Below are 25,311 nucleotides of genomic sequence, written 5' to 3'. Positions count from 1 at the left end.
CGGGATGAGAACATGACAAGTGGCACTCGCCGCTCGCGGTTCAGGCGCTTTCCATCATCTGTTGCTGGGTCAGCATGGCCGCACCGATCAGCTCTTTGGTGTAGTCGCATTTGGGCGCTTCAAAGATCGCATCCGCGGACCCAGCCTCAACGACCTTGCCCCGCTGCATCACCATCACCGTGTCAGACAACGCCCGAACGACCGCAAGGTCGTGCGAGATGAACAGGTAGGTCAGGTCATGCGCTTTCTGCAGATCGCGCAAGAGTTCAACCACCTGTTTCTGGATGGTCCGGTCGAGCGCGGACGTCGGCTCGTCGAGAACGACCAGTTCCGGTTTCAGCACCATGGTCCGTGCGATTGCAATGCGCTGGCGCTGGCCGCCTGAAAACTCGTGCGGATAGCGGTTGCGCATGATCGGGTCGAGCGACACTTCCTCCAGAGCCTGGCAGGCACGCAGATCCCGGTCCTTGGCCGAAAGCGACGGTTCATGCACCAGGAGGCCTTCGGAAATGATCTGCCCCACGGTCATGCGCGGGCTGAGCGAGCCGAACGGATCCTGGAAGATCAGCTGCATGTCCTTGCGCAGTGCCCGCATGGCGTTGCGGTCCTTGCCGGAGATCTGCTGTCCCTGGAAGACCACCCGGCCACCGGCCGGAAGCAGGTTCAGCACCGCGCGTCCGAGGGTCGACTTGCCGGAACCACTCTCGCCGACAATGCCAAGCGTCTGTCCCTTGCGCAGAGAGAAGCTGATATCGTCGACGGCGCGCAGAATATGCTTCGGTTTGAGGAAGCCGCTGTCGAGTTCGAACTCGACCTCGACCTTCTGCGCTTCGAGCAGAACCGGGGAACTGTCGGGCACCGGCGGCTTGTGGCCGGTCGGCTCCGCATCCAGCAGCATCTTGGTATAGGGATGCTCCGGCTGGGTGAAGATCTGCTTGGTTTCGCCGCTCTCCACCACTTCGCCGGTTTTCATCACGTAGACACGGTCGGCGATCCGCCGGACGATGCCAAGGTCGTGGGTGATGAAGATCACCGCCATGCCGAGGCGTTTCTGCAGGTCCGCGAGCAGGTCCAGGATCTGGGCCTGCGTGGTGACGTCCAGCGCGGTTGTCGGCTCATCTGCGATCAGGACGTCCGGATCATTGGCAAGGGCCATGGCGATCATGACGCGCTGGCGCTGGCCACCCGACATCTCGTACGGATAGGCCTTGATCTTGCGCTCCGGCTCGGGAATGTTGACGAGCTTGAGCAGATCCAGCGCCTTGGCCTTGGCCGCCTTCCAGGACAATCCGCCATGGACAACCATCGGCTCCGCCAGCTGGCGGCCGATTGTGTAGAGCGGGTCGAGGGAGGTCATCGGCTCCTGGAAGATCATGGTGATCTTCTTGCCGCGGACCTTGTTCAGCTGGCTGATCGGCAGGCCGAGGATGTTGCGATCTTCGTAGATCACCTCCCCTTGCGTGCGGCCGTTGGAGGCCAGAAGCCCCATGGCAGCCATCATGGTCTGGCTCTTGCCGGAGCCACTCTCGCCAACAATTGCGACGGTTTCCCCGGCATCGACGTGGATGTCCACGCCGCGAACCGCATTGACCGTACCGGTGGCCGTCTCGAAATCAACGACCAGATCCTTGATGGAGAGGACCGCTTTCTTGCTGTCTTGTGTCATGGTCACCTCCTATCGGTCTTTCGGATCCAGAGCATCGCGCAGGCCGTCGCCGATAAAGTTCAGCGCGAACAGCGTCGATGTCAGGAAGATCGACGGGAAGATCAGCATCCAGGCGGCGCCCTGAAGGTTCCTGGCACCTTCGGAGATCAGCACACCCCAGCTGGTCATGGGCTCCTGAATGCCGAGGCCCAGGAAGGACAGGAAGCTTTCCAGGAGAATGACCTTGGGCACCAGGAGGGTCATGTAGACCACCACGGGACCGAGCGTGTTCGGAATGATATGCCGACGAACGATGCCACCGTCGGCAACCCCCATGGCTTCCGCGGCCTGAACATATTCCTGGCGCTTGATGGACAGTGTCTGGCCGCGGACGATACGGGCCATGTCGAGCCATTCGACGGCACCAACGGCGATGAACATCAAGATGAAGTTCCGACCGAAAAACACCACCAGCATGATCACGAAGAAAATGAAGGGCAGCGAATAGAGCACGTCAACAACACGCATCATCATCTGGTCGACCCGGCCGCCGAGATAACCGGACGTTGCGCCGTAGAGCACGCCGATGGAAATCGCGACAACGGTCGCCAGCAGGCCGATGGTCAGGGACACGCGGCCGGCAATGAACGTCCGGGTCATCATGTCCCGGCCGTTGGCGTCGGTGCCGAAGTAGAAGTGCATGAAGTTGATGTCGGCCTTCAGCGTCGCCTGTTTGTTGTCTGCGGAGAAATCGCTGATCTCGGCATTCTTGAACAGATCGCTGCGGTCGATATAGCGCGTGGTACGCGGGTCGATTTCCCGCTTGGAGCTGATCCGGGCAATCACCTGATCGCCGTCGCGCTCAAAGCTTTCCAGCGACACACGTGCCCGCTTCACCGCAGTGGCGAAACCCGGCTCGACCTGTTCTGCGCGGGGATAGGCTTCCAGGCTCGCCGGAACCTTCACGTAATCGCGGTAAACAGTGTCAAATTCATGCGGCGACAGGATCGGACCCAGCACCGACAGCAATGTGATCGCCAGCAGGACGATCATGGAAGCGACGGCTGCGCGGTTGGCCAGAAGCCGGTCGCGGGCGTCGTCCCAGAGTGAGCGTCCCTTTGCGGGCGCTTCGTTCGTGGCAAGAGTCATGGTCATGGCTCAGCCCTCCTCAATCGTAGCGCACGCGCGGATCGAGCAATGCATAAAGCAGATCCACCACGAGGTTGAACAGGATAACAAAACAGGCGACCACGACCACGGTGCCCATCACGAGCGTATAGTCGCGGTTGAGGGCTCCTTGAACGAAATAGCGTCCGATACCGGGAATGCCGAAGATGGTCTCGATGACCACGGAACCGGTAAGCAAGGCAGCCGCTGCCGGACCGAGATAGGAGACCACCGGCAGGATCGCCCCTCTCAGGGCATGAACGACGATGATCATGTAGGACGTCAGACCGTAGGCCCGGGCGGTTCGCACGTGATTGGAGCGCAGCGCCTCGATCATGGAGCCACGGGTCAAACGGGCGACCACCGCGACCTGCGGCAATGCCAGGGTGACGACGGGCAGGATCACGTTGACAAAGGCACCGCCATTCCAGCCTCCCACGGGCAGCCAGCCCAGCCAGACCCCCAGGATCAGTGTCAGGATGGGTGCGACGACAAAATTCGGAATGGTCACGCCGAGCGTTGCCGCAGCCATGACCGTGTAATCGGCCGGCCGGTTCTGGCGTAGCGCCGCTGCAATGCCGAGGATGCCGCCCACCACCAGCGCCAGGCAAAGCGCTGACAGGCCAAGCTGGATGGAAATCGGCAAGGACTGGGCGAACAGCTCGTTGATCGAGAAGTCGCGGAAATAGAAACTCGGCCCGAAGTCCAGCTGCGCGATGCTCTTCAGATAGAGCAGGTACTGGTTCCAGAGCGGTTCATCCAGATGATAAATCTTGTTCAGATTTTCCATGACCTTGGCTTCGAGAGGCCGTTCCAGGTCAAACGGGCCACCCGGAGCGATCCGGATCAGGAAGAAGGAAATCGTGACAATCAGAAAGAGGGTCGGGATTGCGCCGAGCAATCGACCGAGCACATAGCGGTGCATAGGCTTTGCCCCTGTTGTTCAAACGGTGGTCTTTTGTCGCCACCTTGCAGAAACCGGCAGGGAAATCCCTGCCGGCTCTGTGGTTTGAAGGTTACTCGGAGATGCTCATCCAACGGGTCGGATGGATGTTGAGGAGGTTGTCCTCAAATCCGGCGACCTTGTCGGAGACCAGGTTCATGGAGCCGTAGTACATCAGCGGGATGAACGGCAGGTCACGCATGAACATCTCTTCGGCCTTTTTCAGGATGTCGGCGCGCTTCTCCAGATCGACCGTCGCAGCAGCTTCATCCATGAGCGCATCATATTCCGGGTTCTCGTAGCGAGCGTAGTTGAAACCGGTGTTGTCGCTCTCGACCATGAACAGGAAGTTCTGCGGGTCGGAGTAGTCGCCGATCCAGCCGGCGCGGGCGACGTCAAAGTCCTGACGGTCACGCAGCATGGCATAGTGGGTCTTGGTGTCGGTGTTGACCATCGACACTTCCACACCCAGCGGGGCCCACATGTCGGCGATCGCGACCGCCGTGTTCTTGTGGTTTTCCGAAGTGTTGTAGTTGATGGTCAGCTTGACCGGATTGTCCGGGCCATAACCAGCCTTTTGCAGGAGCTCGATCGCTTTTTCTTCACGGTCGATCTGGGACATGTCCTTGTAGTCCGCGAAAGCGGATTCGCCGTAGTTGCCGATTCCCGGCGGTACGAAGGAATAGCCGGCGACCATGGTGGACGCCCAGATCTCGTCAGCGAGGAACTCGCGGTCGATCGACATGGAAAGCGCCTGGCGCACGTCCGGATTGGACAGAGCCTCGTCTTCATGGTTCAGGGCGTAGTAGTAGGTACCGAGATACGGCGCCACGCGGAACTGGTCGCCCAGGTTCTCACGCATGAAGGCCACCTGTTCGGTCGGCGCATCGTTGTTGGTGTGCAGCTCACCGGCCTGGAACCGGCGCATTGCGGCACCGCGGTCTTCGGTCGGGTAGAAGAAGACGGTGTCGATCTTGACGTTGTCCGCATCATGGAAATGCGGGTTCTTGGTCGCCTTAACATGCGCGTTCGGGATGAACTCGGCCAGGGTGTAGGCACCGTTGGTGACGATGTTTTCCGGCTTCACGAAATCCGTGCCATGGGCATCAACGGTTGCCGGGTGAACCGGCAGGCCGGTCTGGTGCGCCAGCAGGTCGATGAAATACGGGGTCGGCTGCTCGAGCGTGATTTCGAGCGTCTTGTCGTCGACCGCCTTGACGCCGAGATCTTCCGGCTTCAATTCGCCCTTGTTGATCTTTTCGGCGTTCTTGATCGGGTAGAGAACGGTTGCGTATTTCGCACCGGTCTCCGGCGTCATGATGCGGCGCAGGGAATATTCGAAATCGCCGGCAACAACCGGGTCGCCGTTGGACCACTTGGCGTTGTCGCGCAGGGTGAAGGTGTAGACGGTGCCGTCATCGGAAACGGACCAGTCGGTTGCCACACCCGGGATCACCTTGCCTTCGGCGCTGTAGGACACCAGACCTTCGTAAAGGTCGCGCAGGATATGCGCCTCATAAGTTGTGGAGGTCTTGTGCTGGTCCAGGGTTTCCGGATCAGCCGTATTGCCGCGGTGGTAGACCACCTCGGCCATTGCCGTAAGAGATGTGGCAGCCATCAAGGCAGCCGCCAACGCTGTCACACGCATGGACTTGAACATATCGCTCTCCCCTCTGGGTTTATAGTTGAAGCAAATGGAACGATGGGGCACAAGATTCCACGCTCTTTGCGCGCAATCAAGCATCCCCCAACGGCACATTTCGACTTAGGTCGCAAAAAGGCGATGTTTTTGCGGAATTCTGACAAGGAGAGGAAATTTTTTCCGCAGTTTTACTGTTTGGTCAAACAGGTTGACCGCCAGACACGCAATTTTGTTTCAAAGTCAGCGGCAAAAGCGATATTTTCCACTGTAGGCCAGATAGGTCCCCGTATTGGGGTTGAACGACTTGAATTTCCGCGAGCAATAGGCAACCCATTGCGGCGTGAATGGCGCCAATCCGGTCTTGGTATGGGGAACACGCTGCGGTTGTCCCCGGTAGTGGCGCGGTGGGTTGACATAGACGCGCGACCGGTAGGGATAGGCGCGCATATCGTAGGGATGATAATAATAGGGAGCGCCGTAGGGACGGTAGGGCGGTCCATAAAGACCAGGACCGAAGAAAAACCCGCCTCGATAGCCATAGCCGGTACCGAAGGCGATACCAACACCGCCGCTGCCGATATAGACCGCGTCGGCATGCGCCGTGTCGACCAATGGTATCAAGGCAGATGTGCCGGCTGCGGCAACAGCCAGAGCAAGACAGATCCTGCGGGTTCCGCGAACCAATCCGCGGATGACGGGACCGGCGTTCCAGACAGACATATAGCTTTCTCCCGGCAGCCCCAAGGCTGCGCTCTTGTGGTCAGCCCTGTCCACTTGTTGGACATTATATCCGATTTAAGTGCGGAAATCTCGGATCGGCCGATCAAAAATGTCAGAGCACCTTTCCGTTTCGCTTGCGCGGCCCTCGCCCGCCCAGTAAACCGGGCGCCGATCACAAACCGAGCACCCGTTCAAAAAATACATGGCCCCGCCTCTCCTAACGCTTCGCGACGTCCACCTGACCTTCGGCGGCACCCCGCTTTTGACCGGCGCTGACCTCTCCGTCTCCGAAGGCGACCGGCTGTGCCTGGTCGGCCGAAACGGCTCGGGCAAATCCACCCTGTTGAAGATTGCCGCCGGCATGGTGGACATGGACAAGGGCGAGCGGTTCTTCCAGCCGGGCCGGACTGTCCGTTACCTGCCACAGGACCCCGATCTTTCCACCTACGCCTCGGTGCTCGACTATGTGAACGAAGGCCTGACGGAGGGCGACGATCCCTATCGCGGCGCCTACCTGCTGGAGGTCCTTGGCCTGACTGGCAAGGAAGACCCGCGCTCCCTGTCCGGAGGAGAGGCACGCCGGGCGGCGCTTGCCAGAACACTTGCACCCGAACCTGATATTCTGCTGCTGGACGAGCCGACCAACCACCTGGACCTGCCGGCCATCGAATGGCTGGAAGACGAACTGAAAAGCCTGAAATCGGCCCTCGTGCTGATTTCTCACGACCGCCGGTTCCTGGAAAATCTCTCCCGCGCCACTGTCTGGATCGACCGCGGCACGGCCCGGCGCATGGACAAGGGCTTTGCCCATTTTGAAGCCTGGCGGGACGAGGTGTTCGAACAGGAAGAGATCGACCAGCAGAAGCTTGCGCAGAAGATCAAGCGCGAAGAACACTGGATGACTTACGGCGTCACCGCGCGGCGCAAACGCAACATGCGGCGTGTGCGAGAACTGGCCGATCTTCGCAAGCAGAAGCGTGAGCATCGCGGCCCGCAGGGCACTGCGAAGCTGAGTGCGACCGAGGCGGAAGTTTCCGGCAAACTGGTGATCGAGGCCAAGGGCATTTCCAAGACCTATGGCGAGCGCACCATCGTGAAGGAATTTTCCAGCCGGATCCAACGCGGCGACAGGATCGGATTTGTAGGCCCCAATGGCGCCGGCAAAACCACACTTCTCAAGATGCTGACCGGAGAGCTTTCCCCCGATACAGGATCAACCCGGCTCGGCACCAATCTCGAAATGGTGACGCTTGACCAGAAGCGGGAAAACCTCGACCTGAACGACAGCCTGTCTTCCGTCCTGACCGGTGGCCGCGGCGACATGGTCATGATCGGCGACGAAAGCAAGCATGTCATGTCCTACATGAAGGACTTCCTGTTCTCGCCGGAACAGGCCCGCACCCCGGTTCATGCGCTTTCCGGTGGCGAGAGGGCCCGCGCGATGCTGGCCAGGGCGCTCGCCAACAAGTCCAACCTGATGGTGCTCGACGAGCCGACCAACGACCTGGACCTGGAAACCCTCGACCTGCTGCAGGAGCTTCTGGCCGACTATCCGGGCACGGCCCTGATCGTCTCGCACGACCGTGATTTCCTCGACCGGGTCGCAACTTCCGTGATCGTCTCGGAAGGCAAGGGCCTCTGGCGCGAATATGCCGGCGGCTATAGCGACATGCTGGCGCAACGTGGCGAAGGCGTCACGGCCCGAAAGGCCGAAAAACAGGCACCGGCTAAGAAGGAAAAGGCCGCAACGTCAAACGGTTCGGCCGCCAAGCCGCAGCAGAAGTCGAAACTCAGCTTCACGCAGCAGCATCTTCTGAAGACGTTACCGGACACGATCGAGTCACTTGAAGCACAGCTTGAAGCGCTTCAGGGCGAGATGAACGACCCGAACCTCTTTGCCAGGAACCCAGACAAATTTGCCAAGATATCCCAGCAAATCACTGACCTGACAGCAGAAAAGGATGCTGCAGAGGAACAGTGGCTGGAGCTGGAGATGCTGAGCGAGGAAGGCTGAGAGCTTAACTGATCAGCGCAGGTCCTTGAAAAACACGGTCGTCGCATCCAGCGTGCCGTGGCTGCCATAGGCATAGTCCGGGATGATGCCGACTTTCTCGTAGCCACACGTCGGGTAAAGGGTTTCGGCGCGGTCGCCAGTGACGGTGTCGAGCACCAGGAGCCAGCGGCCCAGGGACAATGCCAGACCATCGATCGCGGCCATCAGCTTGCGGGCGAGCCCTTTGCGGCGGTGGTTCGGATGCACCATCAGCTTGGCGACCTCCGCCCGGTGACGACCATTGTCCTGTGGTGCAAGTGCCAGCATGACGACACCTGCGATGTCGTTGCCGTCACGCGCAATCATGAGAAATGCCTCCCCCGCTTCCAGTGACGGCAGCTTGCTCTGCCAGAACGCCTCCGCCTGCTCCTGAGACATGGGCAGAACAAAGCCGATGCCCGCTCCATCTTCCACGCAGGCCGTCAGCAGAGCGCCGAGTTGAGGCACCAAGGTTTCGGCGTCCTCCGGTGTCATCAGCTGAATCGGTGCCTCAGGCTGAAATTTCTTAATGTGTGCGTCAGGCAAAGTCATGGTGTGATCACTGTCAGGAGATAGCGGGCATTTTGAGGTCCGGGCGCGTGATAGGCGTTGGCGGCATTCAGGCGGAAGCGCAGGCAATCGCCGGGTGAAAGCGCGTGTCGTTCATCGCCAAGCGTCATCACCAGGGCACCGTCCAGAAGCACAAGGTGATGTTCCAGGTCCGGCAAAGGCGGTACCGAATAGGAAATCGTCTGGCCTGCCGGCAGCTCACCTTCGATGATGCTGCCGCGAAAGCCGCTCGCGGCCGGTGACACGCTGCGGCGGCAAAATCCGGTCTCCGGGTCCTGCCAGACCGGTTGGTTCTCACGGGCGATCCGAGCATCCAGCGTCGGCGCACCAAAACCGAAAAGGTCCGCCATGGAAAGCCCGAAGGCCCGGGCGAGCTGCCCGAGCGCGACGGCTGTTGGGCTGGTATCACCACGTTCGATGCGCGAGAGGGTCGCCCGGCTCACGCCGGACCTGTCCGCCAGTTGATCCAGCGGCCAATTCCGCGCACGGCGCAGCTCGGCAATTCGCTGGCCGATGTCTTGATCGAGGTCTTTCATGTCAATTCCCATATTTGAGATTTTTCTCATAAATGGGAATTTATGAATTGCCAAGTGAAAATCGTGGACTGGTACCGCCGGCGGAAACTTGGCGGAGTTTTTGATCGAGCCCCGTCGTCCCATGGCTCGACCATGGGATGACGGCTCAACGTGTTGCAATTTCGACAGGTTATTGTTTCATTTCGATAGCTGCGCTTCTCTTGATCAGGGGCACGCAGAGCCTTTCCGCTTGCGCCCCTCTCCCCCCTTGAGGGGGAGATGTCCGGGAACTGGACAGAGGGGGGCGCAGCGGGTCCTCAAATACAGAAAAAGGCTTGCATGCGGAGAAGCTGCCCCCCCTCTGTCTCCTATTGGAGACATCTCCCCCTCAAGGGGGGAGACTGGAACAAGTGGCGAAGCCAGTGTGTGGGCGGAGGCTCCGATTTGTCCGGACAACGGCTAGGCAAGCCATTACACCCGTGAAAACACTGCGCTGGCATTGACGCCGCCAAAGCCGAAACCGTTGGTAAGGATGTGGTTGACCTCGCGGGCAATCGCCTTGCCGGGGACAAGTTCGAAGCGCTGCATTGCATCGTCGGCATTTTCCAGATTGCGAGACGGAGGCAGCAGACCGCTCATCAGCGCCTTGACGCAGGTGATCGCTTCCACCGCGCCAGCAGCACCGAGCAAATGACCGAACATGGATTTGGAAGACGAAACCGCCAGATCCTTGCCGCGTCCCTCGAAGAGGGTGTTCAACGCAGCGATTTCAGCCGCATCTCCAACCGGGGTCGAGGTTGAATGCGCGTTGACATAGCCGATGTCGGCAGGCGACAGGTTGGCGGTCGACAGCGCCTGGCGCATGGCCCGCAATCCGCCTTCGCCGTCCGGTGAAGAGGCCGTGACATGGAAAGCATCTGCGCTCGTGCCATATCCGGAAAGCTCTGCGTGGATGGTCGCCCCACGGGCCTTGGCGTGTTCATAGTCTTCCAGGATGAGAATTCCGGCGCCCTCCCCCATGATGAAGCCATCGCGGTCCTGGTCAAACGGACGGGAGGCATGGGCCGGGTCGTCGTTTCGTTTGGACGACATGGCCTTGGCGGCGCAGAAACCGGCATAGGAGACCTTGTCGATACAGGCCTCTGCACCTCCGGCCACCATCACGTCCGCTTCCCCGCCGCGGATCAGGCGCGCCGCATCACCAAGGGCCTGAAGGCTGGCGGCACAGGCTGTCACAGGCGCACCGATCGGGCCCTTGAGGCCGTGCCGAATGGAAACCTGGCCGGCTGCCAGATTGGCCAGGAAGGACGGCACCAGGAACGGCGACGCCCGGCGTGGCCCTTTTTCATCCACCAGCCGCGTGCCCGCAGTCATCGCCGGAAAGCCGCCAACGCCGGTGCCGATGATCGTGCCGGTACGTTCCTTGTCCCGGTCGGTTTTCGGCTCCCAGCCGGCATGGGCGAGCGCTTCCTGGACCGCGCCCATGGCAAAGTGAATGAAGCGGTCAGACCGGCGCTGTTCGCGCGGCTCCATCACGGCATCGACATCAAAGCCGAACTCGTCTTCCGATTTGGCGGGAACTTCTCCGGCGACCTGGCAAGCCAGGTCCCCGGCATCAAACTGGCTGATCTTGCGAATGCCGTTTTCCCCGGAGGAGATCCGCTTCCAGAACCCGTCCAGGCCCGTCCCGACCGGAGACACCACACCCAAACCCGTTACGACAACACGGCGCATACCCTACCTCACTTGTCACTTTTACGATGTGCAATTACACACATCTATTCAGAAAACGGCTGACGATCATCTGTCTCAGCCTGGTTTGCCTCAAAGCTCCGACAGGCGCTTCAAGGTATCGATAGTCTTGTAAAAATCTTCCGTCCCGAGCAGTTCCCTGACATCTCCCTGCGCCTTTCGCCAAAGCGGAAGGGCTTCTTCAAGCAGGCGGGCACCTCGCTCGGTCAGGAGATAGGTTTTGCCCCTGCCCTCCCGCAAGGGGCCGGCCGTCACAAATCCCTTTCGTTCCAGAAGCGCAATGTTGCGCACCAGCGTTGTCCGGTCCATGGACAGCCGGGACGCCAGCTCTCCGGTCGTCTCCTGACGGGTCTGGCGGATTGCGACCAGAACCGAGAATTGACCGGCCGTCATACCCACCTGCCGCGCCAACCGGTCATAATGCCGGCTGACAGCCCGCGCCGCCTTGCGCGCATTGTCCAGAACGCAAAGCGAAAAATCGTCCTCTTCCATGCCCTCCTTGTGTGCATATACACACACATTGTCAAGGCTTTGTCCGCGCGGCCACGTGTCCATTCGATTGTCATCAGCATATTGCGTTTATTTGCGAAGGGGTTACCGTGTCCGAATTGAACGCTCAACCGGTGCGTGAGGAGGTCAAGATGACAGATGCCGTTCAGGCCGTGGAAGACATGAAGAAGAAGATCCAGGAAAACTGGGGCTGGTTTCTGGCACTCGGGGTGGCCCTTGTGATCGGTGGCATGATCCTGATCGCCGCACCGCTGGCAACGTCCATTGCCGTGGTCTTCCTGATCGCCGCTGTGCTTTTCATCGGCGGACTTGTGCAGATCTACAATTCCTTCAAGACCAAGGGTACTTCCAGTTTCCTCTGGAACCTGATTACCGGCATCATCGCCGTCATCGGCGGGATCGTGATCTATGTGAACCCGCTTGCCGGCACCTTCGCCCTGACCCTTGTGATTGCCGCGATTTTTATCGCCCAGGGCGTGACGCAGATCCTGCTGGCCTTCAAGCTGAAGCCGCATGACGGCTGGGTCTGGGTTCTGATTGCCGGCATCGTCTCCCTGGCGGCCGGCGGCATGATCTGGATGGAACTGCCGAGTTCCGCCGCCTGGGCGCTCGGCCTGATCGCCGGCATCTCGGTCTTGGTCAATGGCTGGAGCTATATCACCATCGCGCTTGCGGCCAGGGCTTCCAGGTCCTGAAACAGCCCGTTCAAAAACACATGTACACCCGGCAAAATCTGTTTTGCCGGGTGTTTCTTTTGATGTAACGTCAGCGCAACGTTGATCTGCGGGCCATGTCCCGCGAACAGGCATGATCCTTATGTTTGCAATTCTCGGGCGCAACCCCGGCAATCCGCATGCAAAAGCCTACTGGTGGTGGCCGCCCCCCGCCAGCTGTTGATGTTTGCGTGCCCGGCACGCCACCAGATTCTGACATCGACGGACGATCAAAAAAATGACAAGCCTTACCCTTCGCGGCGATGACCGCGTGCTTCATGTTGCCTGGCCGGACGGAACCCAGGCAGACTTTCCCTTTCTCTGGCTGCGGGACAATTGCCCAAGCGGCTTTCATCCCCAGACCCAGGAACGGCAATTCGACCTGACCAGCATCCCGATGGACATCACCATCGACCGCGCCGATCAGGATGATGGCGACATCGTGCTGACGTGGGCCGGCGACGGCCATGTCAGCCGCTATCGGGCAGAGTGGCTTCTGGCGCACCGCCCGGGTGTCGGCCTCGCCGACCCGGCCAAGGTCGATCCGGTTCTCTGGCGGGGCGATCTCGACCCGGCATCGCTGCCACGCGCGGCGGCCAGGGACCTGATGACGAGGGACGACGCCCTGCTCGACTTTCTTATCGAAGCCAAGAAGACCGGCCTTGCGCTGGTTGACGGCATGGCGGACGACACCGAGGCTGGAATGGCCATGGCCCGGCGCATCGGCTTCCTGCGCGAGACCAATTTCGGCACCACTTTCGAGGTCATGTCGAAACCGAACCCCAACAATCTTGCCTATACGTCGCACGCGTTGCCGCTGCACACGGACCTTGCCAACCAGGAACTGCCGCCGGGCTTTCAGTTCCTGCATTGCCTGGCCAATGAAGCGGAAGGCGGCGGCTCGACCTTCTGTGACGGCTTTGCCATTGCCTCTGACCTGAAGACGGCGGATCCGGAGGCTTTCAAACTGCTGGCGGAAACGCCTGTTCCGTTCCGCTTCCAGGACGAAGACTATGACATCCGCCGGCACCACAGGGTGATCGACCTGGACCCGTTCGGTGATCTGCAGGAGCTGCATTTCAACGCCCATCTCGCGGGCATCTTCGATCTGCCGGCCGACCGGATGGAGACCTTTTACGGCGCCTATCGCAAGCTGATGCAGATGACACGCTCACCGGACTACGTCATCACCACGCGCCTCAAGGGCGGTGAAATGGTGATCTTCGACAATCGGCGTGTCCTTCACGGCCGGGCGGCCTTTGACCCCAATACCGGCTTTCGTCACCTGCGCGGCTGTTATGTCGACCGGGGCGAATTCGACAGCAGGATCCGTGTGTTGAGCCGGTCAAACGCCTGATCACATTCAACAAATGATCGCCCGGCCATCTGGTCGGGCGATGTTCCAGTCATCAGGCGCTGAAAATCAATACCTTGTCTTCTTCGGACAGGATCTTCCAGCCGCCCTCGTCAAGACCATCAACACCGAGCCTGCCGACACGGGTTCTGGAGAGGTCGGTGACGTGATTTCCCGTGGCTGCGAACATGCGGCGGACCTGATGGTACCGCCCTTCATGCAGGGTCAGACGGGCCTTGTTCTCTCCCAACACTTCGAGTTCCGCCGGTTTCAACGGCTTGACCTCGCTTTCCAACATCATCTCGCCGGAGGCAAAGAGCGCTGCCTCGTCCCCGGTCAGCGGCCGGTCCAGCGTGACGTCATAGACCTTGGGCACTTCCGACTTGGGCGAAATCACCTTATGCAGAAACGTGCCGTCATCGGTAAACAGCAACGCCCCGGAGGTTTCCTTGTCGAGCCGGCCAATGGTCGACAATGCCGGCTTGCGCATGCGGTAACGATCCGGCAGCAGGTCATAGACAAGACGTCCCTGATCCTTGGTCGAGCAGGTGTAGCCAAGCGGCTTGTTCAGCAGGATCACCACGCCCTGTGCCGGATCAAGCGGCTCGTCGTCGAAGAGAATGTCTTCATGCGCCGTCTTGGTGTCCGCTTTCAGCCGGTTGCCCTCCCGGTCAGTCACCCAGCCGTTGCGGATCGCCTGCTGCATTTCCTTGCGGCTGCCATAGCCGAGATTGGCGAGGAGTTTTACCAGGCGCATGACGTGCCTCCAGACAAAGGACGCCGAGCACCCGTGCGAGCCGCGCAAGGCATCGGTCTGTAGCGACGTGAATTTTTCAAAAGATGAAAGCCTTGCCACTTGTGCCCCTCTCCCCCCTGGAGGGGGAGATGTCCGCGGTCGCGGACAGAGGGGGGGACCGGGCGGCTGCGGTTGATCTCAAAGTCGTTTGTGCGGACGTTCTGCAGCCCCCCCTCTGTCACCTTGCGGTGACATCTCCCCCTCCAGGGGGGAGAGGGGCGCCGATGTATGGCTCCATTAATTGCCCTACTGACTTGCTTGGGATTGATCACCTGTGGCATCGGCTCACCGCCCTCCCTTGGCCTTGACGGCTCGGATGACCTTGTAACCGCCTTCATCGGCCAGTTGCTTGACGTCACCAAAGACGGCGCCCAACGTCTGCTCATAGGGCAGGTGCCGGTTGGCAACGAGAAAGAACTCTCCGCCGGGGCGAAGACCTGCAGCGGCTGCCCGGATAAACCCCTGACCGACATCGGCCCGATCGGCCTTGCCAGCCTGGTGAAAGGGGGGATTGGAGACAATAAAGTCGTAGGGACCTTCAATCCCTTTGGTCACGTCGGACCAGATGCCGTTCATCGCCCGCTTGCCCTTGAAGCCCGCAAGATTCTGTTCGGCAAGATCAAGGGCTCGCTTCTCGGCCTCGTAAAGATCCATCCCCGTGACTTTCGGTGCCTTTTCGAAGACGGTCCTGCTTAGGTACCCGAAACCTGCTCCGAGATCGGCGCCCTTTCCTTTCAACGTTTCCGGAAGATGATCTGCCAGCAACCGGGAAGCCGGATCAATGCGGTCCCAGGCAAAGATGCCCGGACGGCTGGTCCAGCTGCCCTCCATCACCGGACGCGGCGCGTCGAGCGTCAGCCAGTCGGCCATCAGCTCCTGGTCAAGCCGGCCGGGTTCCACCGACTGCCAGACAACACGGCATTTGTTCTTGGTCAGCTTTTCCGCGCCGCCCAGAAGGTCCCCGAGATCCTTCTCAAGGGTCTTGGCCCCTTCCGTGTTCGGCGCGCAGGCAATGACAAGACCGCCTTGTCTGGTCTTGGAGGCAGCTCTCGCGAGCTGGGCCCGCGCTTCCTGGCGCTGACGACCCGGCAGGACGAAAACAGCATCGAAGCCATCGGATTGCGTTTCCGCTTCCACGGACAAGCCGGCTTTCTGCAAGGCGTCCCGGTCCGGAGCGAAACTCTGTTCGCACAGCACATCGAAGTCGGAAAGGCTTGAAAGGGACCGTCCGGCCCGCGCGCGCAGGAACAGGCAGCGCGCACCGGTTGGCAGATCGACTTCGCCGCTTTCAAGCGGCAGCAGAAGAGTGTCGAGCGCAGGATCGGTCATAGAGAACTTTCAGCTGAAAAGGGGTGCTGCGCTCATACTCCCCTCTTGGCGAAACGTCAAAAGATCGCGTCGGAGCGGAACTGTTTTCCATCAACCAGAAGATTGACCGGCAGGGACCGGCCGTCGTTGGTGACGGCCACTTCCAGCAGGATACGGTCCGTATCCATGCGCTCAATCTCGAGGCCTTCGCCTTCAGGCAGGAAAAACGCATCGATGCCGTAGTCGATCCGGATCGCTTCGGCTGTGGCGGATTGCACCGTTCCGGCGATTGCCAGAGACCCGAGTTTCGATCGATCCGTTGAGAGCGCAACCGGGGTGGCGGCGCCATCTCCCTGCCGGTCAAGCTCCACAAAAACACTGTCGCCGACGCGCAGGTCCTCGCTGCCAGGGAGGTCTGCCGACACACGCGCGATGGCCAGATTGATGATGACGTAGTCGCCGCGCAGCAGATCGCGCGGGTCGACCGGAACGACGGCAAGCGGCACCAGGGCCCCGCTCGTCTGCACCTGCAGGCGATCTGCAAGCGGGATCGCGATCAAACCGAGCTGGATCAGCGCCAGCAGCCCCCAGCGAAGCCAGGGAGACAGAAACGGTTTCTTGTCGCTCAAGGGGTGGGCGGCCGCAGTCATGAGCGCACCTCCCCGGTATCAACGACGGGTGTGGCGGGCGCCTGCCTGCGCCTGAACAGACGCGCTAGCCAAAGCGCCATGGCAAGCAGAACCAGCCCGGCCACCAGGAAAAACAGCGACTGGCCAAGCAGGGATCCGATGGTGACCTGCAAGAGCCAAAGCGCCTCGGCCGTCAGGGCCAGATAGGCACAGAGCATCCAGAAACGGTTGTTGTACCAGGTGCCAAGGGCGCACAGCCCGATAAGGGCTGCCAGGGAAACCGCGGCCAACAGCAGGACATTGGTTGTGACCACAGGCATCAGCACCGAGACCAGCGCCAGCCCGGTTGCCGCAAACAACACACGCGCCTTTGCGGTCTGAAAGGACAGCAACAGACCGACCGCCGTCAGCAGCAAGGCGGCTGCAAGCGGAAGCAGGCCCGGCAGCGCAAGCAGGCCGTCACCGGACAGGTCATCGGCTATTTCAGGAACCAGCACCAGAGACAGGACCACAAGGATCGACAGGACTAGCATGCCGACATCCTGCAGCGACCGGGCCATAAGCCAGTGGCCGTGGCCGCGCGCGGGCAGATCGCTGGACCATTTCACGTAAAGATCGGCGACGGCGTCGAGCTGCAGCATGACAACGCTGAGCCCGCCGGCACCGGCCAGCAGCATCGCGACCACAACGTCGTCTCCCCCGGACAGGATATCTGCCGTCTCGCCGAACCATCGGCCATAGGTCACCCAGAGCAAGGCGATCGCCGCCCAGCGCGTCAGACGCGAGGGATGAAAGACCGGATGCAGAAACACGGCAAGGGTCAGCACCAGACCGATCAGTGAGGCAGCAAGGTCGGGCGCCCCGATGTCGGCGCGCATGACCTGCCACGTAATCGCGGCCCCGGCCGCCACCGTCAGCGCGGTTCTGGATCCGGTCAGCCAGGCCCCGGCCAGTCCGCCGAGGCAAACCAGGAAGGCGCCCCCCGCCCAGTCGGACGGCAAGTGGAAGATCTGACCGACAAGCGCCATGCCACCGATAAAGACCAGCGTCGCAAAACCGGTCGCCAGATCTGCTATTCCGGAGCGGCCTCTTGTGGCTGCGACCGCGGCAAGCGCGTGGCTTGCCACAATAAGCAGGGCGATCCCGATCAGCTTCACAAGCTTGGGGATCGCATCCCAGTTGGCCGCGATAAAGGCCAGAACCGCCAGGGCAACGCAGATCACGCCAATTCCGGCCAAGGCCATCGGCAGTCTCGAACGGCCGTCGTCCTGATCCTGATCCTTCAGGATCGCTGCCGCACCTGAAGAGCTGACCCAGCCCTTGGCAATCCAGTTTTCCAGATCGTCCTTCAGACGCTTCTTATAGGCCCAGTCGAACATGTGGTTGTCCGAACTCCTTTGGTTCCGTCGGCTCAGTCACCAGCCAGTCGCAGCCTTGCGACACCGTTGTCACTGGCGAACATAGGGGCTCTTGCAGTCTAGCGGAAGGATGAGAAGAAGCTCAGTACACTGCATATCGAAAAAAACGCAATGAATTCAGCATTGCAATTTTTTCGGATGTTTTTCTCCCCCTCAAGGGGGGCTCAAGGCTTGTGACGAGAGGCGTTCTTGCTATGCTGTCTTGGCAATTCTACCAAGACGCGTCCCGATATTCCCTGGAGCACAAACCGAACATGCCATTCGCCAGCTAGGCGGAACATCGTTTCAGATCAGAGCCGAACTCCAATAAAAATTCCAGGGGGGCTCTGTGGGGCGTCCGAGAGGCCCGGACGCCCCTTTTCATTTATTCAGCCGGTTCTTCCGACTTTTTGGGTGTGCTGCGCGGCTTACGGGTTGCTGTGGGTTTGCCGGCAGGTGTCTTGCTGGCCGTTGTCTTACGCGCAGCGGGTTTGCGGGCAGCCGGCTTGCGTGAGGTGGCCTTCTTCGGAGCTTCGGCTGCGGCCGCTGCCTTGACCGGAGTCTTGACGACCGCTTCCTGAACATCTTCCGCGACCGGATTGGTCTGCTCACTCTTCGCATCGCCGACGGCCAGCGGATCCTCGGTAATGTCTCCGGAGACCGGCGGCAGGTCGAGCACCTTGTGGAAACGCTGCAAGGTTTCCAGCGTATGCGGCGTCATTTCGTCGATTGCACCTGGAATATAGCGCACGACTTTTGAAGCCGTTTCCCGCTCCTGTTTCGTTTTCAAGAGCTTGGGCAAGGCCTCAATCGCCTTTTCAGGCGCAAATTCGCAGATCAAGGTCTGTTCCTGAAGCATGAAGCTGCGTTCGTCCGGGGTCAGCGACCTGAACGGTTCGTCCTGGGTCAGAACCCGGGCGGAGCGTTCGAGACGGTCACGACGCACATTGCCGCGGCTTTCGGCCAGCAGGATCAGCATGCGGACCACCGCCTCGCGGAAACCGCCTTCCTCGACATGCATCAGCGCCGATTGAACGGGCGGCAGGCTGCGCAATTCGTCCTTGCGTTTGAGCGTGCGGCCCGGCTGGTGCGTGCGGCCAAACCAGCGCATGAAAGGCGAGCCCCAAAGCGTGAAGAACATGTTCTCGTAAGCTGTATCGCGCAGATCACGGAAGAGATCCATCGACTGCTCGATCAGAGCAGCGTTGACGCGTTCCAGCTCGACAAACGGGTTCTGGCTGTCGACCGGTGCGCGCTCGGATTTGGTGCGCTCTGCCAGGTCAGGAAGCCAATGCAGGAACGGATTGAGGCTCGACATCATCGCCCGCTGCATCCGAAGCGGATGGGTTTGACGGCGCAGCTCCGCGCTCTGTTCGGTCACACCGACCTGGACAAAGGGTCGAACGCAGACATCGTAGAATTCCGCCTGCTGCTCGGAGGCTCTTGCAACCGCGGCAAACGGGATTTCATCCTCCCGTCCGTCGTTTATGGCCTCAAGGTCTTCCATGGTGCGTTCGTGGAAGCTGACCGTGAATTCGCGCTCCAGTATCTCGCCTTCATAGTCGTCGATGGTCATCTCATAAAGACCGGGAGGCAAGGCCTCGATGGTCTTCAGCGTCGACGTGACCTCGGTGTGTTCCTTCTTCGCGATTTTGGAGGAGACAAAGATGCCGAGATGTCCGACCTGGTCATGGATCATATAGATAATTCGCTGCCCCGAATGGCGATTTCACGCTCATCGGTGTAGGTGTCCAGGATCCAATCGAGCGCCTGTTGCGGCGGTGTGATGTTGTCGCCCCAGCTGGCAAAGACAATGATCGGTGCCCGGATCTGCTTGATGTCGACATTGCGGCCCGGTTCCAGTTGCGCTTCGTTCTTGGAAAGTCGATTGCCGACAAAAAGCTGCTCGACAATCCACTTCATCTCCGCCTCGTTGAGCAGGAAATAGCCGCCCCACCAGCGTTCGAAGTCCAGGAAGCGTTCCGGCTCGGTGTCGACCTTGGCATAGAGATCGTAATATTTGCCGAAATAGTTGCGGGCTGGGTTGAGCAATTCGAAATTCTGGACGATGTCGGCCCCGTCGAAGACGCCATGTCCGAGATCGGAATAGTACATGGCGTTCCAGGTGCCGCCCAGGATACCGGCGTTGTAGCGCATCGGGTTTTCACCGACCCGCCCGGACCAGGTGGCGACGGGGGCACCGTTCAGGATGATCGGGCCGGAAAGATCCGGATTGGTGGCTGCCAGCAGAAGTGTCGCCCAGCCGCCCTGGCAATTGCCGGTGACAACCGGATTGGGAGCCTCCGGGTGAAGTTCCATGACCTTGCGCACGAAGGCCGCCTCGGAATGGGTGACATCGGCCAGTGTCTGGCCTTTCTCCGGCATGCGCTTGAAGGCGACAAAATAAACCGGATGACCATCGCGTAGAGCAACGCCCACCTGGCTGTCCGGCTTGAAGCCGCCAATGCCGGCGCCATGACCGGCCCGTGGGTCGATGATGATATAGGGCCGTTTCCAGGGTTTGGGTTCACGGTGCACGGCATCCTTCGGCGGGATGATCTTCAACAGCCTGTAGCAGGAGGGCCTCGGCAGATCGGCGCCTTCCAGCACGACCTCGTAGCCATAGACGAGAACCGGCGGACAGCCCTCTTCCTCGTGCTCCAGGAAGATGTCACCGCGCTGACGGAGCGTGTCCATGGTCAGCACCATGCGCTGCGCGGCATCTTTCCAGTAACTCTCCAGATTGCCCGAATACGACCCGTCCTTCTGTGCGGTTCCCAGGTCTTCCATCGCCTTGCCAAGCGCCGCCATGTTCTGCTGCCAGCGGGTCTTGTGCACCTCGGTGATATTGGTCAGGTGCTTGGTCAGTCCCCGGCCCATCAGTTCGGTGAGGTTGCTGAGTTCCGTTGCCTGTGCCTGAAACCGTGTGAACTGCTGCGAAGGTCCCCAGGCAGTCGCATCCTGGAGCGAGTTCAGGAACTCGTTGTGGCCCTTTTCAAACGCATCAAAAATGTCCTTCATCAGGACCTCCTATCCAAGAATGCTGTAGCCGCCATCGATGGCATGCACGGAACCGGTGACGTTGAAGGCCTCTCGGCTGGCAAGGAACGCGGCATAGGCGCCGACATCGTCGATCGTCGCCAGATGATGGGTCGGTGCCCGGGACGCCGCGTCATTCAGAAGGGCGTCAAACTCGGCGATGCCGGAGGCAGCCCGGGTTTTCAGCGGTCCCGGCGACAATGCATGGACCGAGATACCCTTCGGCCCCATTTCCGCAGCAGCATAGCGCGTCGCCGCTTCGAGCGCAGCCTTGACCGGCCCCATGACGCCGTAATTTTCGACCACCTTCTGCGCGCCCATGAACGAGACCGTCATGCAGGTTCCCCCTTGCGGCATCAACGGCTCGGACCGGCGGATCAAGCGGAGAAAAGAGTGAACCGAAATGTCCATGGCCAGCCCAAAGCCGTCCGCAGAACAGTCGACCACACGCCCGTGAAGGTCTTCCTTTTTGGAAAAGGCTATGGAGTGCAACAATGTATCGAGCCGGCCCCACTTGCCTGCAATCTCTGCGAACAAGGCATCCATCTGGCTGTCGTCGCGCACATCCAGGGGCGCAATGATTTCAGCATCCAGCTGTTCGGCCAGCGGGCGGACAAAGGATTCGGCCCGCTCGTTCAGATAAGTGATTGCGAGATCGGCCCCTTGCGCGCGGAACGCCCTGGCGCAGCCGTAGGCGATGGACTGGTCATTCGCGACGCCGACAACAAGGGCCTTATGTCCCGTCAAATCAAACATATGAACACAGCTCCTGACATTCAGGACCGGCCGTTGCCGCAGCATTTCCGTCCGGCCACCACGTAGCGCGGCCTCAAGTACAACTTGAACCTGCTTCGCAGTGCAGCATGAACCTTGTGACGGAACAATGACTTTTCAAGGCAAATAGGGGTTCTTGCGGATGATTTTGCAATATGACGCAGTGCGAAATTGCGTCGCTGTAACTTGCCATGTGCTCGACCGCCCAAGAGACAGCCGTTCGTCATCCCGTGGCTTGACGATGAGATCCATGACATCGCCCAGACCTCAGGCTGAAACATCCGCGAAAGGTCATTGCAGGGCTTGCGGGGTCAAGCCATGCAATGACGAAGACGAAAACATAAAACGGCGCACCGAATACTCGGTGCGCCGTCCAGTCGCAAAGGATATCGATACGGGCCTACGCAGCCAGATCGAAGCGGTCCGCGTTCATGACCTTGGTCCAGGCGGCAACGAAATCCTTGACGAATTTCGCGGCATTGTCGTCCTGGGCATAGACTTCGGCATAGGCCCGCAGGATCGAGTTGGAGCCGAACACGAGGTCGGCGCTGGTGGCCGTCCACTTGAGGGTGCCGAGCTTGCGGTCACGGATTTCGTAGGTTCCGTCGGACGCCGGCAGCCAGCTGTTGGCCATGTCGGTCAGGTTGACGAAGAAGTCCGTGGTCAGAGCGCCTTCCCGGTAGGTGAAGACACCGTGCTTGCTGCCGCCGTGATTGGCGCCGAGCACACGCAGCCCGCCGACCAGAACCGTCATTTCCTGGCCGGTCAGGCCCAGGAGCTGAGCACGATCGAGCATCATCTCTTCCGGGCTGACGGCGTAGTTTTCCTTTTCCCAGTTCCGGAAGCCGTCAGCGAGCGGCTCCAGAACCTCGAAGGATTCTGCGTCGGTCTGTTCGTCAGTTGCATCACCGCGGCCTGCAGCAAAGGGAACGGCAACGTCAAAGCCGGCGGCCTTGATGCCCTGCTCCACACCGACATTGCCGGCCAGAACGATCACATCGGCAAGCGACGCACCGGCTTCAGCGGCAATCGACTCAAGCGCCGCCAGCACCTTGGCAAGACGCTCCGGCTCGTTGCCGGCCCAGTCCTTCTGCGGCGCCAGACGGATACGGGCGCCATTGGCACCGCCGCGCTTATCGGAGCCCCGGAACGTACGGGCACTGTCCCAGGCCGTTGCGATCATCTCGGAAGCGCTGAGACCGCTGGCTGCGATCTTGGCCTTGACGGCATCAACATCATAGGAGGTCGAGCCGGCCGGGATCGGGTCCTGCCAGATCAGGTCTTCCGCCGGCACGTCCGGACCAAGATAGTTGGCGCGCGGGCCCATGTCGCGGTGGGTCAGCTTGAACCAGGCACGGGCAAAGCAATCGCGGAAATAGGCCTCGTCCGCCATGAATTTCCGGCAGATCTCGTTGTAGACCGGGTCCACTTTCATGGCCATGTCCGCATCCGTCATCATCGGATCGTGACGGATCGATGGGTCGGTTGCATCAACCGGCTTCTGGTCTTCCGGCATGTCGACCGGTTTCCACTGCCACGCCCCTGCCGGAGACTTGGTCAGTTCCCACTCATAGTTGAAGAGGTAGTCGAAATATCCCATGTCGAACTTGGTCGGCTCTTTCGTCCAGGCACCCTCGATGCCCGAAGTGAAAGCCTTGGAGGCCTTGCCGTCCTGGTCCGGGTTGGCCCAGCCGAGACCCTGCGCTTCGACGCCGGTTGCCTCGGGTTCGACACCGATGTTTTCGCCTGCACCGCCACCATGCGCCTTGCCGACCGTGTGACCGCCGCAGGTCAGGGCCGCGGTTTCCTCGTCGTTCATGGCCATGCGCTTGAAGGTTTCGCGCACATGCGCACCGGTCTTGGCCGGATCCGGCTTGCCGTCGACACCTTCCGGGTTCACATAAATCAGACCCATATGCACCGCTGCCAGCGGGTTTTCGAGGGACGAAGCATCGTCGGTGCTCTCGTAGCGGTTTTCAGCAGGTGCCAGCCACTCTTTTTCAGAACCCCAGTAGACGTCGGTCTCCGGACCCCAGATGTCCTCGCGGCCAAAGCCGAAGCCAAAGGTTTTGAAGCCCATGGATTCGTAAGCCATGTTGCCGGCGAGAATGATCAGGTCGGCCCAGGACAGCGCATTGCCGTATTTTTTCTTCACCGGCCACAACAGACGACGGGCCTTGTCGAGGCTGGCATTGTCCGGCCAGGAATTCAGCGGAGCAAACCGGATGTTGCCGGAACCGGCACCACCACGGCCATCCTGCATGCGGTAGGAGCCCGCGGAGTGCCAGGCAAGACGGATCATCAGGCCGCCATAGTGGCCCCAGTCAGCCGGCCACCAGTCCTGGCTGTCGGTCATCAGGGCGCGGACGTCGGCCTTGACGGCTTCATGGTCCAGCCCCTTGACCGCTTCGCGGAAGTTGAAGTCCGGATCCATCGGATTGGTGCGGGCACCATGCTGGTGCAGAATGTCGAGGTTCAGGGCATTCGGCCACCATTTGGTGACAGGCTTGTCCATTGCGGTATTGCCGCCATGCATCACGGGGCAACCGCCAGATTTATCGACCTTAGCGTCCATTTTCCTCTCCAATTCGATTGTTGGTGCTTGGCACCGGCTTAGACAACTCCGATCCGGTGTCAGCAATTTGACAGACGGACGGGGCATTCGACGGGAAACGCCGCGGGACCAGGCAGGGGATACGGGCCACGACGGTTCAAATTCTCAGGAAAAGAGCAGGTTTCAGGCTGCCGCTGAACCACCAGAGGCTGCCGTCCCACTCTTTACAAGTTCTAAAGTAGCAAAGCTTTTCAATCAGAAGAAGTTGAATTTTCTGATTGATTTGATAAGAAAAAATTATGATCAATATCACGCTCAAGCAACTCCGCTATTTTGAAGCGCTCGCCCATCACGGTCATTTCGGACGCGCCGCAGAAGCCTGCGCGATCTCGCAGCCGGCGCTGTCCATGCAGATCAAGGAAATGGAAGAAGTTCTTGGGGCTGCCCTGTTTGATCGAGGCGCCCGCCAGGTGCAGCTGACCCAATTTGGTGAAGTGGCGGTCGAGCGCGCAAGGGACATATTGCGGTCCGCGGACGAGCTTGGCGATCTGGCCCGTGCCTCCAGGGACCGGCTGGTCGGTCGGCTCCGGATCGGGGTGATCCCGACCGTGGCGCCCTATCTGTTGCCGAAGGTCATCGGCAACCTGACTGCGCGCTATCCGGAGCTCGATATCCATGTGCGCGAGACCGTGACGCCGAAGCTGATTGAAGAACTCGGGGCAGGCCGGCTCGACACCGCTATCGTTGCCCTCCCCGTCTCGGAACACTCCTTGCAGGAAACACCGCTCTTCGACGAGCGCTTTGTTCTGTTGCGCTCCGCACGCGAGGCAAATGCGCCGCTGCCGAATGCAGACAGTCTCAGGGAGATGCGCCTGCTGCTTCTGGAAGAGGGGCATTGTTTTCGCGATCAGGCGCTGACGTTCTGCAACATGCCCTCCGGACCGCCGCGCGAGATGCTGGATGCCAGCTCCTTGTCAACGCTGGTGCAAATGGTCAGCGCCGGCATGGGCGTGACTTTGATCCCGGAGATGGCCGTGCCTGTCGAAACACGATCGGCGTCTGTGTCCATCTCCCGTTTCGAGGCACCTGAACCAAAGCGCACCGTCGGCATGGTTTGGCGCAAATCCAGTCCGCTTGCCGGTCAGCTGTCCGAGATCGCCGAGCTCGTCCGGCAGGCCGGCCTCTCAATGGCTGACAGCCAGGCGCTTTAGACGCGAAAAAGGCGCAAGGAAACACAACGCACTTTCGGCC

General features: G+C 60.3%; 19 protein-coding genes and 1 pseudogene. 4 read left to right on the top strand and 16 right to left on the bottom strand.

The annotated features are described in order from the left end of the window. Positions 1-40 precede the first annotated feature (40 nt). The 5 genes from CHH27_RS00350 to CHH27_RS28035 form a co-directional block, all read right to left on the bottom strand. On the bottom strand, positions 41-1,666 hold the full coding sequence (locus CHH27_RS00350; RefSeq protein WP_094069802.1) for an ABC transporter ATP-binding protein: 1,626 nt from the start codon (positions 1,664-1,666) through the stop codon (positions 41-43). Between the two features lie 9 nt (positions 1,667-1,675). Continuing rightward, the gene (locus CHH27_RS00345; RefSeq protein WP_094069801.1) at positions 1,676-2,800 is read right to left on the bottom strand and encodes an ABC transporter permease subunit; all 1,125 of its coding nucleotides are present in this window, start codon (positions 2,798-2,800) and stop codon (positions 1,676-1,678) included. 13 nt (positions 2,801-2,813) lie between these two features. After that, positions 2,814-3,737 carry an oligopeptide ABC transporter permease OppB gene (gene oppB / locus CHH27_RS00340; protein WP_094069800.1) on the bottom strand — a complete coding sequence of 308 codons (924 nt, stop codon included), beginning with the start codon at positions 3,735-3,737 and terminating at the stop codon, positions 2,814-2,816. 91 nt (positions 3,738-3,828) lie between these two features. Continuing rightward, positions 3,829-5,415: a peptide ABC transporter substrate-binding protein gene (locus tag CHH27_RS00335; RefSeq protein WP_094069799.1), complete on the bottom strand. Its 1,587-nt coding sequence runs from the start codon at positions 5,413-5,415 to the stop codon at positions 3,829-3,831. A 222-nt stretch (positions 5,416-5,637) separates the two neighbouring features. Then, positions 5,638-6,117, bottom strand: coding sequence for a BA14K family protein (locus CHH27_RS28035; protein WP_208988407.1), 480 nt, complete (start codon positions 6,115-6,117; stop codon positions 5,638-5,640). Positions 6,118-6,319: 202 nt separating this feature from the next. On the opposite strand from CHH27_RS28035, the gene CHH27_RS00325 reads away from it, so the two are divergent. Then, entirely contained in the window at positions 6,320-8,131 is a 1,812-nt protein-coding gene (locus CHH27_RS00325) for an ATP-binding cassette domain-containing protein (protein WP_094069798.1), read from the top strand. A gap of 12 nt (positions 8,132-8,143) precedes the next feature. On the opposite strand, the gene CHH27_RS00320 is transcribed toward CHH27_RS00325, so the two are convergent. The 4 genes from CHH27_RS00320 to CHH27_RS00305 all read right to left on the bottom strand — a co-directional run bounded on the left by CHH27_RS00320 (position 8,144) and on the right by CHH27_RS00305 (position 11,478). Further along, on the bottom strand, positions 8,144-8,644 hold the full coding sequence (locus CHH27_RS00320; RefSeq protein ID WP_094069797.1) for a GNAT family N-acetyltransferase: 501 nt from the start codon (positions 8,642-8,644) through the stop codon (positions 8,144-8,146). A gap of 53 nt (positions 8,645-8,697) precedes the next feature. Next, on the bottom strand, positions 8,698-9,255 hold the full coding sequence (locus CHH27_RS00315; protein ID WP_094074428.1) for a helix-turn-helix domain-containing protein: 558 nt from the start codon (positions 9,253-9,255) through the stop codon (positions 8,698-8,700). 450 nt (positions 9,256-9,705) lie between these two features. Beyond that, on the bottom strand, positions 9,706-10,968 hold the full coding sequence (gene fabF, locus CHH27_RS00310) for a beta-ketoacyl-ACP synthase II (RefSeq protein WP_094069796.1): 1,263 nt from the start codon (positions 10,966-10,968) through the stop codon (positions 9,706-9,708). 90 nt (positions 10,969-11,058) lie between these two features. Continuing rightward, positions 11,059-11,478, bottom strand: a complete 420-nt coding sequence (locus CHH27_RS00305) for a MarR family winged helix-turn-helix transcriptional regulator (RefSeq protein WP_094074427.1) — start codon at positions 11,476-11,478, stop codon at positions 11,059-11,061. A gap of 149 nt (positions 11,479-11,627) precedes the next feature. Between CHH27_RS00305 and CHH27_RS00300 the strand changes: the two genes are divergently transcribed. Beyond that, on the top strand, positions 11,628-12,191 hold the full coding sequence (locus CHH27_RS00300; RefSeq protein ID WP_208988406.1) for an HdeD family acid-resistance protein: 564 nt from the start codon (positions 11,628-11,630) through the stop codon (positions 12,189-12,191). 256 nt (positions 12,192-12,447) lie between these two features. Then, positions 12,448-13,566, top strand: a complete 1,119-nt coding sequence (locus tag CHH27_RS00295; RefSeq protein WP_094069795.1) for a TauD/TfdA family dioxygenase — start codon at positions 12,448-12,450, stop codon at positions 13,564-13,566. 52 nt (positions 13,567-13,618) lie between these two features. On the opposite strand, the gene CHH27_RS00290 is transcribed toward CHH27_RS00295, so the two are convergent. The 7 genes and pseudogenes from CHH27_RS00290 to katG form a co-directional block, all read right to left on the bottom strand. Then, the gene (locus CHH27_RS00290) at positions 13,619-14,320 is read right to left on the bottom strand and encodes a pseudouridine synthase (protein ID WP_094069794.1); all 702 of its coding nucleotides are present in this window, start codon (positions 14,318-14,320) and stop codon (positions 13,619-13,621) included. A 324-nt stretch (positions 14,321-14,644) separates the two neighbouring features. After that, positions 14,645-15,688 (bottom strand): class I SAM-dependent methyltransferase, encoded by a 1,044-nt coding sequence (locus CHH27_RS00285; RefSeq protein WP_094069793.1) that lies wholly within the window; start codon positions 15,686-15,688, stop codon positions 14,645-14,647. Between the two features lie 56 nt (positions 15,689-15,744). Then, entirely contained in the window at positions 15,745-16,317 is a 573-nt protein-coding gene (locus CHH27_RS00280) for a GDYXXLXY domain-containing protein (RefSeq protein WP_094069792.1), read from the bottom strand. Further along, positions 16,314-17,675 carry a DUF2157 domain-containing protein gene (locus CHH27_RS00275; protein ID WP_198338319.1) on the bottom strand — a complete coding sequence of 454 codons (1,362 nt, stop codon included), beginning with the start codon at positions 17,673-17,675 and terminating at the stop codon, positions 16,314-16,316. The genes CHH27_RS00280 and CHH27_RS00275 overlap by 4 nt, the downstream gene beginning before the upstream one ends. 403 nt (positions 17,676-18,078) lie before the next feature. Further along, positions 18,079-20,390, bottom strand: a pseudogene (locus CHH27_RS00270) (DUF3141 domain-containing protein). 333 nt (positions 20,391-20,723) lie between these two features. Then, a complete protein-coding gene (gene fabI, locus CHH27_RS00265; protein ID WP_094074424.1) occupies positions 20,724-21,488 on the bottom strand; it encodes an enoyl-ACP reductase FabI in 765 nt (254 codons plus the stop codon). A gap of 418 nt (positions 21,489-21,906) precedes the next feature. Then, entirely contained in the window at positions 21,907-24,081 is a 2,175-nt protein-coding gene (katG, locus tag CHH27_RS00260; protein WP_094069791.1) for a catalase/peroxidase HPI, read from the bottom strand. A 278-nt stretch (positions 24,082-24,359) separates the two neighbouring features. Between katG and CHH27_RS00255 the strand changes: the two genes are divergently transcribed. Beyond that, positions 24,360-25,271 carry a LysR substrate-binding domain-containing protein gene (locus CHH27_RS00255; protein ID WP_094069790.1) on the top strand — a complete coding sequence of 304 codons (912 nt, stop codon included), beginning with the start codon at positions 24,360-24,362 and terminating at the stop codon, positions 25,269-25,271. The last annotated feature ends 40 nt before the right edge of the window (positions 25,272-25,311 follow it).

It is taken from the genome of Labrenzia sp. VG12 (assembly GCF_002237595.1).
GTDB lineage: Bacteria > Pseudomonadota > Alphaproteobacteria > Rhizobiales > Stappiaceae > Roseibium.
Note: the sequence above shows the minus strand (reverse complement) of the source record. Positions and strands in the feature narration are given on the sequence as shown.

What these genes read in the sequence shown, in the direction of transcription:
- katG (WP_094069791.1), bottom strand. Translation starts at nt 24,081, where the DNA reads ATGGACGCTAAGGTCGATAAATCTGGCGGTTGCCCCGTGATGCATGGC.
- CHH27_RS00255 (WP_094069790.1), top strand. Translation starts at nt 24,360, where the DNA reads ATGATCAATATCACGCTCAAGCAACTCCGCTATTTTGAAGCGCTCGCC.
- CHH27_RS00295 (WP_094069795.1), top strand. Translation starts at nt 12,448, where the DNA reads ATGACAAGCCTTACCCTTCGCGGCGATGACCGCGTGCTTCATGTTGCC.
- CHH27_RS00280 (WP_094069792.1), bottom strand. Translation starts at nt 16,317, where the DNA reads ATGACTGCGGCCGCCCACCCCTTGAGCGACAAGAAACCGTTTCTGTCT.
- CHH27_RS00305 (WP_094074427.1), bottom strand. Translation starts at nt 11,478, where the DNA reads ATGGAAGAGGACGATTTTTCGCTTTGCGTTCTGGACAATGCGCGCAAG.
- CHH27_RS00290 (WP_094069794.1), bottom strand. Translation starts at nt 14,320, where the DNA reads ATGCGCCTGGTAAAACTCCTCGCCAATCTCGGCTATGGCAGCCGCAAG.
- fabF (WP_094069796.1), bottom strand. Translation starts at nt 10,968, where the DNA reads ATGCGCCGTGTTGTCGTAACGGGTTTGGGTGTGGTGTCTCCGGTCGGG.
- fabI (WP_094074424.1), bottom strand. Translation starts at nt 21,488, where the DNA reads ATGTTTGATTTGACGGGACATAAGGCCCTTGTTGTCGGCGTCGCGAAT.
- CHH27_RS00300 (WP_208988406.1), top strand. Translation starts at nt 11,628, where the DNA reads ATGACAGATGCCGTTCAGGCCGTGGAAGACATGAAGAAGAAGATCCAG.
- CHH27_RS00285 (WP_094069793.1), bottom strand. Translation starts at nt 15,688, where the DNA reads ATGACCGATCCTGCGCTCGACACTCTTCTGCTGCCGCTTGAAAGCGGC.
- CHH27_RS00335 (WP_094069799.1), bottom strand. Translation starts at nt 5,415, where the DNA reads ATGTTCAAGTCCATGCGTGTGACAGCGTTGGCGGCTGCCTTGATGGCT.
- CHH27_RS00320 (WP_094069797.1), bottom strand. Translation starts at nt 8,644, where the DNA reads ATGACACCGGAGGACGCCGAAACCTTGGTGCCTCAACTCGGCGCTCTG.
- oppB (WP_094069800.1), bottom strand. Translation starts at nt 3,737, where the DNA reads ATGCACCGCTATGTGCTCGGTCGATTGCTCGGCGCAATCCCGACCCTC.
- CHH27_RS00350 (WP_094069802.1), bottom strand. Translation starts at nt 1,666, where the DNA reads ATGACACAAGACAGCAAGAAAGCGGTCCTCTCCATCAAGGATCTGGTC.
- CHH27_RS00325 (WP_094069798.1), top strand. Translation starts at nt 6,320, where the DNA reads ATGGCCCCGCCTCTCCTAACGCTTCGCGACGTCCACCTGACCTTCGGC.
- CHH27_RS00275 (WP_198338319.1), bottom strand. Translation starts at nt 17,675, where the DNA reads ATGTTCGACTGGGCCTATAAGAAGCGTCTGAAGGACGATCTGGAAAAC.
- CHH27_RS00315 (WP_094074428.1), bottom strand. Translation starts at nt 9,255, where the DNA reads ATGAAAGACCTCGATCAAGACATCGGCCAGCGAATTGCCGAGCTGCGC.
- CHH27_RS28035 (WP_208988407.1), bottom strand. Translation starts at nt 6,117, where the DNA reads ATGTCTGTCTGGAACGCCGGTCCCGTCATCCGCGGATTGGTTCGCGGA.
- CHH27_RS00345 (WP_094069801.1), bottom strand. Translation starts at nt 2,800, where the DNA reads ATGACCATGACTCTTGCCACGAACGAAGCGCCCGCAAAGGGACGCTCA.